A 14,866-nucleotide genomic window follows, 5' to 3' on the forward strand; every position below is an offset into this window, starting at 1 on the left:
GGGTCAACTTAATTTAAATTTAATCGGGATAAATACGCGAGACATTTGCGCTTGACCGTCAATGACTAGTGGCTTAAAGGGCCATTGTTGAACGGCGTTTAATGCGGCCTGATCGAGGCTACTAATGCCTGAGCTAGTGCTTATTTCTCGCTTGATTTGCCGTCCTTTAGGGTCTAACCAAACTTCCACTATCACTTTGCCCTGCTGTCCGCGTTTTTTGGCTAAGCGTGGATAGACCGGGGCTTTCGGTGGATGGGCAAATTGTGGCTGGCTATTGAGTCTTGGCAGTTGTGCTAGACCTTGCTGCGGACTCGGTTTCGAGCGGCTCGGTAGTTGCGGTATTTCTGAAGTGGTTTGAGTTAATTGTCCAGCCTCTGGTGTTAATTTGTTAGGGTCAGTGCGCTGCTGATTAACTGGCTTTGCTTTGGGTTGAGTTGTGAGCAGAGGCGTCTTTTTAGTTTGTTGCGGTTGCGCCGCTTGGGTTTGGCGGACGGCGTGAAGCTCTGCGTCTGTTGGGGGCTGTTTTTCATGCTCAACGATTCCTATCGATTCAGTTGGTGTCGTTTGGGGTTTAGGCTTGTGCTTTGGTTTTTGAGCGGGGGGCGAAGATAACTCGCTCTGCATCACTGGTTGAGGAGGATGTTCGACCAGAGCTTGGGCGACATTTGGTTCGCCTATAAATGGAGTTTCTGCTTGCTCTGGCGTATTCAATATTTTGGTACTAATGCTGATTCCATCGACCTTCGATGCCACAATGTCGCCACTGCTATTTAGTTGCAGAGGGCTTGGTGAAGATTTAAGTAATATAAAATAGGCGTGGATAGCAGCGGATAACGCGATCGCGATAGTTAACTTTCCCATCTATTTTTATTCCGCTATTGCCCTCAACTAAGCAACAGAATATCGATAAAACAAATCCAAGTAAATACAAATGATAATGATTTGCATTCGATTGATGGTTGGGTTAAGGTGGTTATATTGTTGTTAAGCAGACGGTCGCGTTTGCTTAGTCAGTGGTCGATAGGAGATTTAAATGACGCTATCTGTAGCAGACGTGCTTGAGCAGTATCCCGATTTAAGTGTGGCTCAATTAGCCCAGAAAGCTCAATCTAGTGAAGCAGAAGTTGTCGCCCACTTGCCAGAACACATGGCATGTTGGTTAGTCACTGAACAATTACAATGGTTACTCTATGATTTGCCGAGTTGGGGACCATTAACCACAATTATTCAGATTGCGGGTTCAGTTTTTGAAATTAAGGATAGTTTTCCAGCGGGGAAATTGGGTCATGGTTATTACAACTTAATGGACAAGCAAAGCCACTTACATGGTCATCTTAAGTTAGAAAACATCGCTCAAGTGGCCTTAGTGAGTAAACCTTTGCGCGGTACAGAAAGTTATTGCTTCCAATTTTTTGATGATAGGGGAGACACCATTTTTAAAGTGTACTTGGGGCGTGATCGTAAGCGAGTCTTATTCGCCAATCAAGTGGAACGTTTTGAGTTATTAAAGCAAAAAATGGCTGTGAAAGAAGTAGAGGATTGCTAGTGAGCAGTGACAAGAGTGAGAAACAGCAGCGTTTGGCCTCGCGTTTAGGGCCCGAAATTGCAGATTTTATCGAACAACAGCAGAGTTTAATACTGGCTTCTCAGGGGGAAGATGGTTTCCCTCACAATTCGTATTCGCCGTTTGTTTTTTATCAGGCTGCATTTTTTATTTTTATTAGCGACATCTCCAAACATGCTCACTATTTACGTGCGCATGAAAAAGCCGCGCTAATGTTGATTGAAGACGAGACTAGTTCTCAGCAAATTTATGCCCGTAAACGCTTGAGCTATGAAGTGATTGCGCAACAAGTCGATGCCGAGCCCAGAGAGCAAGTGCTGGACTTATTAGTCAAACGCCATGGCGATATTGTCGAAAATCTTCGTCAGTTAAGTGATTTTAAGTTATTTCGTTTAACGCCGATTAACGGACGTTATGTAAAAGGATTTGGTCAAGCTTTTGATATTAAAGGTTATGACGATGTCGATTTTGTGCACTTGAAGGAAGGGCACAAAAAGCGAGCTTAAGGGCTCGTGGTTTACACCCGGGGTATAGCTGCCCCTGTACGTAAGTACTCTCTCCACACTCAGCGCAAGCTGAAACATTAGGTCTAATTAGACTAGAGCGGCACAACATTTCGTGCCGCTTTTTTTATGTTTAAAATCAGTGTGACGACCCGCTCCATTTTGCGGCGAGAACCAAAGTGAAGGCTCTCCGCCATTGATGCAGCGCAAGCTGAAACATTAGGTCTAATTAGACAAGCGTGGCACAACATTTCGTGCCGCTTTTTTTTATGTTTAAAATCAGAGTGACGACCCGCTCCATTTTGCGGCGAGAACCAAAGTGAAGGCTCTCCGCCATTGATGCAGCGCAAGCTGAAACATTAAGTCTGATTAGACAAGCGTGGCACAACATTTCGTACTGCTTTTTTTATGTTTTAAATCAGTGTGACGACCCGCTCCATTTTGCGGCGAGAGTTAAAGTGAAGGCTCTCCGCCATTGATGCAACGCAAGCTGCAACATTAAGTCTGATTAGACAAGCGTGGCACAACATTTCGTGCCGCTTTTTTTATGTTTTAAATCAGTGTGACGACCCGATCTATTTTGTGGTTAGAGTAAAGTGAAGGCTCTCCGCCATTGATGCAGCGCAAGCTGCAACATTAAGTCTAATTAGACAAGCGTGGCACAACATTTCGTACTGCTTTTTTTATGTTTTAAATCAGTGTGACGACCCGCTCCATTTTGCGGCGAGAGTTAAAGTGAAGGCTCTCCGCCATTGATGCAACGCAAGCTGCAACATTAAGTCTGATTAGACAAGCGTGGCACAACATTTCGTGCCGCTTTTTTTATGTTTTAAATCAGTGTGACGACCCGATCTATTTTGTGGTTAGAGTAAAGTGAAGGCTCTCCGCCATTGATGCAGCGCAAGCTGAAACATTAGGTCTGATTAGACCGTGGCACAGAACGGAATACCGATTTTATTTCTTGAATGTATGTAAACGATAGGCTTGTTCTGGTGACTTTGTAAATGATTCTTGCCATTCACGCTATATCTGTCGATTCCCTATTCTTCTGATAGGCCGCTGTTCATTATAAAATAAAATACCGTTTCATTTTTTAGGTTGGATACGTTTTATATTGATTTGTGATCCACTTGCTATGCAGAATAAGCGCCTTTGGCTTGCTGAACGTGAGCCATCGTTGTGGTGAAGGGGAGTGATTGCTTGATGAACGTCTTATCTGCTTGAAGATAATCAAGTACTAGGCTTTGTTTTAGTGCTAAAAATTTGTAAAAAAAACGCGATTAAATTGGCTAGAGTGAAGGAGGCATTCCATAATGTACTTATTCGCTTGGCTAAGTGATGGATAATAAAACTATGGATAAATGGAATTGCATATGAAGCTTTCAAGACAACTAACTTACTTAATGATCGTTGTTATTTTGGGATTTATTTCACTGGGTATTTTTGGATTAACGGAGTTAAAGTCTAGTTTGATCGAGAGCCGTAAACATGAAATTCAGTCAATATTAACTTTTGCCCGTACTCAGTCTCAACTTTATATTGATCAAAACAAAAAGGGACTAATTACGCGCGAAGAGGCAGAAGCAAAAGTCGTTGAAGTTCTATCGGGGATCCGGTTTGGTGCTTCCTATGTATGGTCGAATGATAACAAGGGCATGTCTAGGGTACATATTCGTCCCGAGAAGATGGGCATTTTTCAGAAGTCTTATCAGGAGCATATGGAGAAGCTCCAGAATAAAGACTTTGCCTTCTCTGTGGGAAGTAACCTTAAACCCAATACCAACACTAAAGTGATTAAGGTAAATGGGATGACTAAACTTCCAGGGTGGAATTGGGTAGTGGGTTACGGCGTCTATATGGATGATGTTGAGCAAACTTACTGGGATTTTGCTTTTAAGTTTTTGTTAATCGCGGCTGCAATCATTATTGTGGTGGTTGGTTTAACGATATTTATGTTGAAACTCATTTTGTCTAAGTTAGGCGGAGAGCCAAATTACGCGGTTGAGGTGACCAGTCGCATCGCTAAAGGAGACTTGTCGGAAAAAATTGAAGGTAAGTTTTCCGATGATAGCTTGCTTGGTTCAATTGCTTTCATGCAAAACTCATTGAAGACAATGGTTGCTGATATTCTTAAAGGTTCAAATCATCTGACGGAAGCGACCGCAGCTTTACATGAGCAGGTAGCGATGATTACCAATACTTCAAAGGGCGCTTCAGACGCATCGATTTCTACCGCCGCATCGATCTTTGAGATGTCCAGTTGTATCAAAGAAATATCTTCTAGTTCAGAAAAAACTGAGAAAAATTCAGAGCACTCTTACGAGGTCTGTAAAAATGGTGAATTATTGGTGCAGCGCTCGAGTGATGTGATTAATCAAATTTCTGAGCAAATTAGCACTTCAATGTCCGACTTTAAAAACCTACAAGATCGCTCTAATCAAATCGGCAGTATTGTGAAAGTGATTCGAGACATTGCCGACCAAACCAACTTGTTAGCACTGAATGCGGCAATTGAGGCGGCTAGAGCGGGTGAGCAAGGTCGTGGTTTTGCAGTGGTCGCCGACGAGGTGCGAACCTTAGCTTCACGTACCGCAACCGCAACCGCTGAAATTACAGAGACTATCAACGTGATTCAGAATGATACTGACGTAGTGGCGAAGGCTTTAGAGTCTATCCTTCCGAAAGTTCAAGATAGCGTTTCTAGCTCAGTTGAGGTGACTCAAATGCTTGGTGACGTGCAAACCAGTTCAACCGATACCTTGAATATGATCCGTGAAGTATCAAGTGCGACCTCCGAGCAGGAGCAAGCCTCAAACGAACTCACTATGCACGTCGAAAATATTTCAGGAATGGTGCAAGGCACTGCGGATTCAATTGAACAATGTCGCGATACGGTAGCTGCATTGGATGAATTGGCCAATGAGTTGAATAAATCGGTGAGTTATTTCACCCTGAAGTAACTTGTATCCCTCTCGCTGAAACAGTCGCAGTTTATGAGATTGTTTCAGCTTGTTTCATTTCCTCAAGATCCCATCCTCTATTTCCATTGGTTATTGCACTAGTCCCGGTTCTTCACTCACTTGGTATTTCCTAGATTTTCATGGATACAGTCTGCCGGTTTTAGTGGGAGTCTAAGCTTAGGCATTACTCATTGTTGATTGTGCGAGCTCAAAGGAGTCGCAGCGCCTCGTTGGCTGTGATAGCTGCCCTCTAGTAGGACATACATTAGCAATAGCTGGTTGCTTGCTTAACGAAAGTGCTCAGGCTTCCTCAGAGATAAGCTTAAATCTTAATAAATGTTCTTTTTTGTCAGAAAGGTAAAATAATTACAAATATAAGTTGATCTATGTCACATATAGGTAGAGAATTGTGATGTGAATCAGGTAATCATTCGGAGAAAACAACATGAACTCATCAGTAACTACAGAATTTGACGTAAACAACACAAAAAAATCAAGCAGTAATGGCAAGTTGCACAAAACTCTAACTGACATCGCTACTTTGGTAACTATGTTTGCAGTGACAGCTACTATTCAATTATTGCTCACTTTAAGTTGGGTGAACTAACGAAAGGTAGTTAAACATTGTTTTATTGGTGGTTTGGCCTTGTAAGCTTATTTAGTTAATTTTATTTGGGGTCGAAAAATCGCCATTGCTAATCAGCAATTGATTGAGACAGGCTTTGTTTGACGTTTATCAGTCTTTCGTAATTTATTTTTAGCACGGAGCAGTGCACGCCTATTTGCTTGCTCAGTATTGCCAGGGACATGGCCTTATCTGCTTGTCGTTTATCGATTCTTGACGCAATTAAGCTTATTCCTCGTATCCTATCGCAATATTCATCTTCCTCTACTTCGACATTGTTCCATAAGTCTCCTATATCATCTTAAGTCAAAAATTGCCCATCTTAGCCAAAACAATTAGAGATCTATTTATTGCCATTTAAATGATAATCATTATTATTTAAATGAGTGATTAATAAGCATAACAGTGAAACCATATGGATGATTTGGTTACTCAAATAAAACAAGCACAATCGCTTATTGGTTGTTTAGATACGGTGTACCTTGATGGTCGATTAAGAGTCGATATCATCAATGTTCAAGCATCCCGAACCACCATATTAAATGATCCTGTCAACGCGGGTGGTTATCTTACTATTATGGGAAATAATGGTGCTTACAATCCTGACTTCCCTGACTATCCCGCATCTGCATTTGTACATCGTTTTATGGTGACAGTGTTACCCGAATCGAGGTGGCATGACACACTAGTTCTCCCAACCAATGCGCAAATTCAGGCGATCCGGATCCATTTTCCTCAAGAGCAACCACCTTGTCAGTTATTGATGAAGGATAGTGTGGATGATTTTTTTGTGCCGTTGCAGTTGTACCAGGCCGGATGGCAGTTTCAGTTATTAGGGGAGTTGCGTTATGTGGTCAATTCAGTATGGAATTGTCGGCTGTCAGGAGAAGCGCGAAGGATGTGGATGCTCGGCAAGATGTATGAAATCTTAGCTTTAGCTATATCCCAGTCGAGACCTCAATCGTTAGCTGAAAAAGCAACAACTTTGGTTCGACAACAAATTGATTTGAACTGGACCATTGCTAGTTTAGCAAAGGCCCTGGCAACGAATGAATGTTATTTGAAGCAAGCTTTTCATCAAGAGTATGGCATTGGGGTTGCATCCTGGATCCAGCAATACCGTATTCAGCAAGCTCAACATCAGCTTAAATCGGGATTAAAGCCTGTGACAGATGTTGCATTCTCACTTGGATTTCAAACTAGTAGTTATTTTGCCAAAGTTTTCAAACGTCATATCGGACTTACTCCCTCTGAGTTTCGAAAGATAAATTCCTAAATTTACCTTTTCATTTCCTGAAAGTGACAGCAGACTTTTACCACTCATATAACAATGATTCTTATTTGCATTGGTGGCAGATGTTAGTTAATCAGTCGATGTCCAGAAAGCAGGCTTTTCTTTCGATACTAAAGGAGACACATTTACGCGTCATTACATCAATCGTGTGTGCAGTTCTAGCTTCTATCATTGAGCTCATTCCATGGTTATGTGTTTATCTCGGTGCTCAATCCATGCTTGCTCAGCAGCCAATTGGTGATTATGTTTTGTTGTTGAGTGGAGCGCTAATTATTCGCTATCTGCTTCACTCTTGCGCATTGTGGCAAGCTCACCTTGTGGCCTACCATGTAATTTCGAAACTACGCCAACATATTATTTTATCCTTGGCTGAAATGCCCGTTGAGCGATTAAAAACTTGGCACAGGGCAGATCTTGAGAAACGAATCTCAGAAGATTGTCAGGCCTTGGAGCCTCTAATTGCTCACCACAGTACTGACATCATCAATGGGATCTTGATGCCTATTTTGTTGGCTGGTTTGCTTTTTTATATCGATTGGCGAATTGGCCTAATAGCTTTTATTCCCTTGCCCATTGCAGCAAGTATTCAATTTTTATTTATGCGTGGATTTTCAGGCAGGCTCCATAAGTACCATGATGTTTTAGCTCGAATGCATGCCGCTCAGCTGGAGTTTTTACGCAGTGTTGGCGTGATGAAACTATTTTCGGTGGATGCGAAAGCTTATCAGCAGTTATATCAGGCAATGCGACGCCACCATCGCCTTGTGATTAGTTATACCCAACAAATGATCCGTGGCTGGATTAGTTTTGTCACGATTGCCCAGTGCTCATTTATGCTGGTTGTTCCATTTGCGATTGCTTTTGTGATTGATGGTTCGATGACCAAACCCGACTTGGTGATGGTTGCAGTGATTACTGCTGGTTTGTTAAAACCGTGGTTAGACTTAACCCAGGTGGTGGGTCAAATGCAATCTTCACTTCTCTCATTAGACCGAATCATTCCGCTATTTGGCCAAAAAATACAGCAACAACAGCGCTGGAGCGAGCCCGTTAAAGCAGTGACATGCCGTGATGTCTGCTTATATCAGGGGCAGCAAACGATACTCAAGCAAGCTGAGGGCACCATATTACCGGGTGAACGTGTACTTATTTATGGTGCATCTGGCTCGGGTAAAAGCTCTCTTATCGGAATTCTAAGTGGCTCATTAAAGGCTGACCGAGGTGATTGGTACATCAACGATACACCGGTGAGTCAGTTAAATGATCAACAACGTGCAGGTTTAATCGCCTTGGTTGGTCAACAAGCGATATTTTTTAAAGCTTCGCTCAGAGCTAACTTACTGATTAGCGACTCAAATATTAAGGATGAAGTGATTTGGACCGTTCTGAATTTAATGCGCTTGAGCGATATGGTTGAGCAGTTACCACATCAACTAGATACCCAAATGGATGAAACTCGACGTAGTTTTAGTGGTGGCGAAATGCAGCGCCTTGCCATAGCTAGAGCGATGCTAGCGGATACGCCTATCTTAGTGTTAGATGAGTCTACAGCCCACCTTGATGCTCAAACTGAGTTAGAGGTTCTTGAGGCGCTACGTGGTTATTCGCCGCATCAAATTCAAATTATTATTACTCACAAGCCGAATCAAGTCAGTACTGCGAATCGTCGTTGGCGATTGTGTGATAGCGCGATAGTAGAGGAATACCATGACTAAGTTTCGCTTCTTACTTCAATATAGTGGCGCCAGTTGTCGCCAATTTTGGCTCGGGATTATCGGAAAAATGTTGGCCGAACTAGTGCCAGTTGTGCTTTGGAGTCTGCTATTTATCTTTTTACTCCAAGGTATGACGCTGCCACTGTATGCCTTATTCTTGTTTGCGATTGGCTTAATTGCGTTGCAATTTGTGATAGGGCAAACGGCAAAAAAAAGTTTTATTGGCGCCTATCATATTACGCATCAATTGCGAGAGCGGCTGTTAAATGATCTTCGAAAGCAGCCGCTGGCTTGCCTCGTTGGCAAAGGACTTGGCGAGCGAATGAAACAAATTACCACCGATCTTAAGTTGTTTGAGGATATTCTTAGTCACTTGGTGGCTGATTTTTTAGCCGCAGGCGTGGCGCCCTTTGCGATGTTGATTATGCTGAGTTGGATTTCTCCGATACTCGCAGTATTGCTGGTCGTGATGATTGTTTTGGCATCGACCGTGTTGCTGTTACTAGAGAAACGTTTTAACCAAACCGCGCAACATTATCACCTACATAGTAACCAGACCGCCGATAAACTACTCGAGTATATTGCTTGTCTTCCAATGCTTAAGAGTTTTGGCAATGCAAGAAAGTTGGCGATCCCCCTAAATGATGAAATTGAACAAGTCCGAAAATCAGGACTAGCGCTAGAGGCTACCGGAGGAAAGGGGTTGAGGGCGGCCTGTATCTTACTTGAGCTAGCCTTACCCTTGGTTATGTGGCAGGGGGCTCGTATGGTCGATATTGGGACGCTCACCGCAACCCAATGGTTGGTCGCTGTTGCCGCCACGATCGCCTGTATCAAGCCCTTAACTCGCATGGCTTTTTTCTCAGCGATGTTACGTTACTTTGTGAATGCTGTATTTCGTTTGTATGCTTTGGCGAATACCCCCCTTCAGCAGCAACATGGTCAAGCGCTCACCAGTTATGAGCTTGAATTAGACGCCGTCAGTTTGCATTTAAATCAACAAACAATATTAGATGCTATTTCTATGAAAGTTGCGGCTGGTGAGCATGTCGCTATTGTTGGTCCAAGCGGAGCGGGAAAGTCTAGTCTATTAGATCTGATTGCGGCTTTTCATATGCCCAGCCAGGGGACCATCCGAATCGGCGGTTTAAGTCTCGAACAATCAGGTACCGAACACCTCTATCGCAATATTGCATATGTAACTCAAGACGTTCAATTATTTGCCGGAAGCCTGAAAGATAACCTATTGATTGCCGCTCCTGATGCTTCTGAACAAAGCATGCAGCAAGCCATTGTTGCGGCAGGTTTGGCACCGATGTTACAGCGCTTACCAAAGGGGCTGGAGAGTGAGGTTGGTGAAAATGGTAATCAGTTTTCACAAGGAGAGCGGCAACGGATTAGTATTGCTCGAGCGATTTTGCACGATGCACCGATCCTGCTTTTAGATGAGATTAGCTCAGCTTTAGACATTAATACACAAGCGCAAGTTATGGCGGCTTTAAAGCAATTGAGTATCCAAAAAACGGTGATTACGGTTGCTCACCGTCTAGATACGGTGCTTGATTCAGATCGGATTTACTTATTAGAAAAGGGCCAGATTAGTCAAGTTGGCCAGCATGAAGCGTTGTTGTGTTCTAGTTCAAGCTATCAACAGCTATGGAAAGCGAATTGTTCGGGTTATGAAACCGCGGTAGGTATTTAACCACCGCTCAGCTGCCCTTGTAGAATAAGTACGAATCATTACTAAATATTGAGTCATTAATTGAGGTTATCGGATGCAAACGGCAACACCATTATCTTCGAAATTGGGTTTGGGATCTCTGCTGAGCATTATGGCGGGGGTGTATACCATCCAAAGCATTATTGGCATGTTCACCTTACAGGGACTTCCCGCCATCTTGCGCTCCGAAGGTGTATCGACTTCCCATATTGGCCTGTTTTACATCGCGATGTTGCCATGGGCGTTAAAATTTATTTGGTCGCCCACAGTGGAAGAAATACGTAAGCGAGGTGCGAATTTTAGCCATCATGGGTATCTAATTTTAGGTGCTCAATTATTGATCATTTTGTTGCTGCTGTTCTTTGCGACAAAAATAGCACTTACACAGCTCTGGTTGTTGTTTTCCGGTATATTTTTATTAGCCTTGTTGTCGACTTTTGCTGATATTACGACCGATGGTTTAGCGGTGGATCAGCTTGCGCCCCATCAGCGCCACATTGGGAATGTGATGCAAGTGGGCGGAGGGTATCTGGGGGCTATTTTTGGGGGGGGCGTGTTCATTTATTTGAATGGCATTTTTGATTGGAAAACCGCACTGCTGTTGTTGATAGTATTGGTTGGATTGATGTCCTTACCTTCGCTGAAATTATTCACCAGCAAAGTCGTTGTGTCTGCTGTTAAAAGTAAGACTCGACCTTCGCTTAGAAATGCCTTGGTCAAGCACCAAGTGCGACAAGGTTTAGTCGTGGTTTTTCTTTGTCAGTTTGGAACCCGAAGTGTGTTAGCGATGATGATGCCTTTTTTATATGACCAAGGGATCCAGCTTGAAAGTTTAGGTTTGCTGGTGGCTGGAGGTAGTGCCTTGACCGGATTTATTGGTGTTGGCTTGAGTGCTTGGCTGATCAAGCACAGCAGCGCTGGTAAGTTATTGTTGGGATGTTTATGCCTTGAATTATTGTTGTACATTGGATTTTTCTTCTATGCCGCAACGTTTTTGACTCAAAGCCAGGGCTTGGTGGTGCTATTTACCCTGAACGCAATTGTTGGTTCAGCTAAATTTGTTGCTTTATATACCTTAATGATGGACTGGTCATACGGTGAGCAGGCGGGAGTCGACTTTTCTCTATTCCAATCTATGGATATGGTTGTGGGGATCCTCATGGCGGTCATTTGCGGCTGGTTAATCTCTCAATTTGGTTATGCGGTTCATTATGGCTTAGCTATTTTAGCCAGTGGCTTTGCGATTTTTAAATTACGTGGTTTGTTATTAGCCAGACCTTTTAATGCGGTAAGCGAAACCCATCTCGCTTAAATTGAGGGTTTACTGCTCATCTTGAGTCAGTGATTCATCGAGGGATGTATGTTAGTTAAGGATGCGTTTTTATGGTTTCACCGTTAAATCTTCAAGCGGAAATTTCGCTCACCCAATTATTGTTAGATACACCAATGCAAGATACTTCAATACAAAATCAATGCCGATTATTACGTTGCAAGTTACAACCAGGCATTGATTTATTTATCTGGCAAAGTCAGCTGGTAGAGCCATTTAAACTCAGGGCTTACGATGATTTGGGGATGATAAATTTCACTTGTGCATTAAATGGTCAGTCAGAATTTTCTCTTAAGCATGAAAAGGCGCGTCGAAGATATCAGGTTTCTGAGGGGGCTAATTGTATTAGCTTCACCCCTGGTTGCCACGGCACTGCCTTATATCAAGGGCAATTTGAGAGTTTGGTTGTCGCAGTGCAGCCACGTATTTTGGAGCAATGGGGGATTGATCCAGGGGCGGTTATTCAAGCTCAGTTGAAGGCTCAATGTTGTTTCCTACAAAGTCCTTATCATCGCGAAATTCAAACCACCGCAGCTTTATTAAAACATAAATTACTAAAAATGGCTGCATACCCTCCAAGCCAGCGAAGTGCATCTTCGTTGTGGTTGTTGGGACATAGCATCATCTTTGTTAGCTTGATGTTGGAACAGTATCAGCAACAAACGCTTACGGGCTTCAAGCTGACTCAACAAGAGCAGCAAAAGCTACAACTTGCAAAAGAGTTGCTGCTCGCCGATTTAACTAAGGCACCTAGTATTTCTAGTTTGGCCTCCGAAACGGGTTTAAGTGTGCTGAAGATAAAACGTGGATTTCGCTTACTATTCGAGAATAGTGTTTATGGATTATTTCAAGTGGAACGAATGAAAGAAGCAAAAAAGCGCTTGTCAGCAGGGAATGTACAAGTTTTAACCGTTGCTTCCGATCTTGGCTATGTGAATGCGAGCCATTTCTCTAGCGCCTTCTATAAACAATTTGGGGTGAACCCTTCAACTTATAAACGTAGTTTCTAAAAGATGTTATGGATACCGAAACGGGCATAAGAAAAACCTTTTCGGGTAGTCTTTAGTGTTGCAAATGATTATCATTTGCAACACTAAAGGATGACAAGGAAACAACATGAACCTTAATGGCTTTTATCTATTGGTCTTTATCAGTACGTTAAGTGCTCCGGTAGTTGGTGCGGAACCAAGTCCCGATGAGGCTGGGGCCTTAGGCACCATGGTCGTGACGGCGAGTAAACAATCCGCTCACGCGGCATCATCAATTAATGTGTCTTCGAGTGTTGTGGATAAATATCAGCTTGAAGATGCCAGAGTCACTCAGGTTGAAGATTTAAGCCGAGTATTACCAGGTTTGAAAATTGAAAAGAGTGGTAGTTTATTGTTTCCTATCGTTTCTTTGCGGGGGGTGTCGTCGGCGCAAGATTTTTATCACCCTTCGGTGAGTATCTATGTGGATGGTGTTCCACTGCTCGCCAGCGACATGTTACAAGTTTTAAATAATGTTCAAAGCGTTGAAATGTTACGTGGTCCTCAGGGAACGCTATATGGGCAAAGTGCGCAGGGTGGGATCATCAATATTGTGACAGCGAAACCAGGCAATCGAACCCAAGCTTTTGTCGCTGGAGGTTGGGCAAGCCGTCACAGTAATCATGGCAAGATACACGTAAGCGCGCCGATACAAAAAGGCCTGTTGTATGCGAGTGTGACTTTATCGAGACAAGATGATAATGGTGACTTCACTAACCCTGCCACCGGCAGTGATGACTTGGGTGGGGCAGCAAGTGAGTTGGGCAGCATGGCATTTCGTTTGGCGCCCGATGACCATCCTTGGGAAGCCAATTTAAAGATCAGTCATAGTTGTACCGAAGCGAGTCAAGATACCTATATCGATTACGATGATATTGACAATAAAACCTTAAGTCTTCTTGACGGATCGCCAGATCCCTATTTGAAACGTTGCTCCAATAGCCAATCGCTTGCTGGAACTTATACGGCGGCCGATTGGCAATTAATGATGCTTACGGCTTTTCAACAACAAGATTATCAACGGCTTTTCCCAAATGGTTCGGTAATTGCCAATATGCCTGAAGATTGGCAGCAAAATGTACAAGAAATTCGGCTCGCTACCCGCGGAGCTAAACGTACAATAGACGCTGTTTTCGGGCTCTATCGTCAATATACAAAACAGCAACTTAATCTTTCTTATGATTTGTTATCAGGTCCCAATTATCAAACTAGTGATGCTCAAACCACAATGCAAACGATCGCTGCCTACAGTGATTTAACATGGCATGTTAGTGAGCGATTTAATCTTGGAGGTGGTCTGCGTTTCTCGCATGAGCGGGCTAAAACTAGTTATGCTATTTCGCAAATGGGGACCCCTTATAATGCTCAAAATAGTTTGCAAGATAATCACTTACTTGGGCAGTTATCCTCTGGCTATCAGCTCAATCAAGCATGGTACTTATATTCAAGAATAGCCCAAGGCTACAAAGCGGCGGGATTCAATATTATTCCTACCGCGAGCTCATCAGCGGAGCCATATGAGCAAGAAACGTCTATCAACTATGAGCTGGGTTCACGTTATCAGGCGGGGCCGCTGCAAATTCAGAGTGCAATTTTTCATACCCATACCAAAGATATGCAGTTGTATTTTGGTCCTTTGGGTGGGCAAACACTATCGAATGCGGGAACAGCAGATGCGACGGGGATCGAATTGAGCTCTAGTTGGCAATTTAACCCTATTTGGACTTGGGATATTGATGGGACTGCAGTACATGCTGAATTTACCGATGACAGTCTTTTATATGCTGGAAACAAGGTGCCTTTTGTTCCTGAGTTTAGCGGGTCGACGAGTTTGAATGGAGCCATTGATGGGGCCTATGGCATGTTGACGCCTCGCGTGGCTTTGAATGTTGTAGGGCCGCATTATTTTGATGGTGATAACCAGCTTCGACAAGCCAGCTATGCACTCACTGATCTTCGGCTTGGATGGCAGGCAAATGACAAGTTTAATCTTTCGGTGTATGCCAATAATGTATTTAACCGTCGTTACCGAACTTATGCCTATAGCAGTGGTAGCTCAAATTATGCTCAGGCTAATGTTGGTCGAACCATTGGTATCGATTTACGTTACGATATTTATTAGTTGAA

General features: G+C 43.2%; 10 protein-coding genes. 9 read left to right on the forward strand and 1 reads right to left on the reverse strand.

The window, feature by feature from the left end:
- Positions 1 to 3 precede the first annotated feature (3 nt).
- Positions 4 to 861 (reverse strand): energy transducer TonB, encoded by an 858-nt coding sequence (locus tag ACRRS1_RS04960; protein WP_432468274.1) that lies wholly within the window; start codon positions 859 to 861, stop codon positions 4 to 6.
- A 172-nt stretch (positions 862 to 1,033) separates the two neighbouring features.
- On the opposite strand from ACRRS1_RS04960, the gene hutX reads away from it, so the two are divergent.
- The 9 genes from hutX (at position 1,034) to ACRRS1_RS05005 (ending at position 14,861) form a co-directional block, all read left to right on the forward strand.
- A complete protein-coding gene (gene hutX / locus ACRRS1_RS04965; protein ID WP_432454246.1) occupies positions 1,034 to 1,546 on the forward strand; it encodes a heme utilization cystosolic carrier protein HutX in 513 nt (170 codons plus the stop codon).
- On the forward strand, positions 1,546 to 2,070 hold the full coding sequence (locus ACRRS1_RS04970; protein WP_432464469.1) for a pyridoxamine 5'-phosphate oxidase family protein: 525 nt from the start codon (positions 1,546 to 1,548) through the stop codon (positions 2,068 to 2,070). Before hutX ends, ACRRS1_RS04970 begins: the two co-directional genes overlap by 1 nt.
- A gap of 1,370 nt (positions 2,071 to 3,440) precedes the next feature.
- Positions 3,441 to 5,027 carry a methyl-accepting chemotaxis protein gene (locus tag ACRRS1_RS04975; protein ID WP_432461064.1) on the forward strand — a complete coding sequence of 529 codons (1,587 nt, stop codon included), beginning with the start codon at positions 3,441 to 3,443 and terminating at the stop codon, positions 5,025 to 5,027.
- Positions 5,028 to 6,067: 1,040 nt separating this feature from the next.
- Entirely contained in the window at positions 6,068 to 6,928 is an 861-nt protein-coding gene (locus ACRRS1_RS04980; RefSeq protein WP_432461065.1) for a helix-turn-helix transcriptional regulator, read from the forward strand.
- 98 nt (positions 6,929 to 7,026) lie between these two features.
- Positions 7,027 to 8,661: an ABC transporter ATP-binding protein gene (locus ACRRS1_RS04985; protein WP_432464704.1), complete on the forward strand. Its 1,635-nt coding sequence runs from the start codon at positions 7,027 to 7,029 to the stop codon at positions 8,659 to 8,661.
- Positions 8,654 to 10,363: an ABC transporter ATP-binding protein gene (locus ACRRS1_RS04990; protein WP_432468271.1), complete on the forward strand. Its 1,710-nt coding sequence runs from the start codon at positions 8,654 to 8,656 to the stop codon at positions 10,361 to 10,363. Before ACRRS1_RS04985 ends, ACRRS1_RS04990 begins: the two co-directional genes overlap by 8 nt.
- Before the next feature lie 73 nt (positions 10,364 to 10,436).
- The gene (locus tag ACRRS1_RS04995) at positions 10,437 to 11,693 is read left to right on the forward strand and encodes an MFS transporter (RefSeq protein WP_432461067.1); all 1,257 of its coding nucleotides are present in this window, start codon (positions 10,437 to 10,439) and stop codon (positions 11,691 to 11,693) included.
- A gap of 71 nt (positions 11,694 to 11,764) precedes the next feature.
- A complete protein-coding gene (locus tag ACRRS1_RS05000; protein WP_432468270.1) occupies positions 11,765 to 12,721 on the forward strand; it encodes a helix-turn-helix domain-containing protein in 957 nt (318 codons plus the stop codon).
- A 106-nt stretch (positions 12,722 to 12,827) separates the two neighbouring features.
- Positions 12,828 to 14,861, forward strand: a complete 2,034-nt coding sequence (locus tag ACRRS1_RS05005) for a TonB-dependent siderophore receptor (protein WP_432468269.1) — start codon at positions 12,828 to 12,830, stop codon at positions 14,859 to 14,861.
- Positions 14,862 to 14,866 lie beyond the last annotated feature (5 nt).

It is taken from the genome of Agarivorans sp. Z349TD_8, assembly GCF_050870825.2.
Lineage (GTDB): Bacteria > Pseudomonadota > Gammaproteobacteria > Enterobacterales > Celerinatantimonadaceae > Agarivorans.

Bases quoted from the DNA above. Each gene is read 5' to 3' on its own strand.
- ACRRS1_RS04960 (WP_432468274.1), bottom strand. From the start codon at position 861: ATGGGAAAGTTAACTATCGCGATCGCGTTATCCGCTGCTATCCACGCC.
- hutX (WP_432454246.1), top strand. From the start codon at position 1,034: ATGACGCTATCTGTAGCAGACGTGCTTGAGCAGTATCCCGATTTAAGT.
- ACRRS1_RS04975 (WP_432461064.1), top strand. From the start codon at position 3,441: ATGAAGCTTTCAAGACAACTAACTTACTTAATGATCGTTGTTATTTTG.
- ACRRS1_RS04980 (WP_432461065.1), top strand. From the start codon at position 6,068: ATGGATGATTTGGTTACTCAAATAAAACAAGCACAATCGCTTATTGGT.
- ACRRS1_RS04985 (WP_432464704.1), top strand. From the start codon at position 7,027: ATGTCCAGAAAGCAGGCTTTTCTTTCGATACTAAAGGAGACACATTTA.
- ACRRS1_RS04990 (WP_432468271.1), top strand. From the start codon at position 8,654: ATGACTAAGTTTCGCTTCTTACTTCAATATAGTGGCGCCAGTTGTCGC.
- ACRRS1_RS04995 (WP_432461067.1), top strand. From the start codon at position 10,437: ATGCAAACGGCAACACCATTATCTTCGAAATTGGGTTTGGGATCTCTG.
- ACRRS1_RS05000 (WP_432468270.1), top strand. From the start codon at position 11,765: ATGGTTTCACCGTTAAATCTTCAAGCGGAAATTTCGCTCACCCAATTA.
- ACRRS1_RS05005 (WP_432468269.1), top strand. From the start codon at position 12,828: ATGAACCTTAATGGCTTTTATCTATTGGTCTTTATCAGTACGTTAAGT.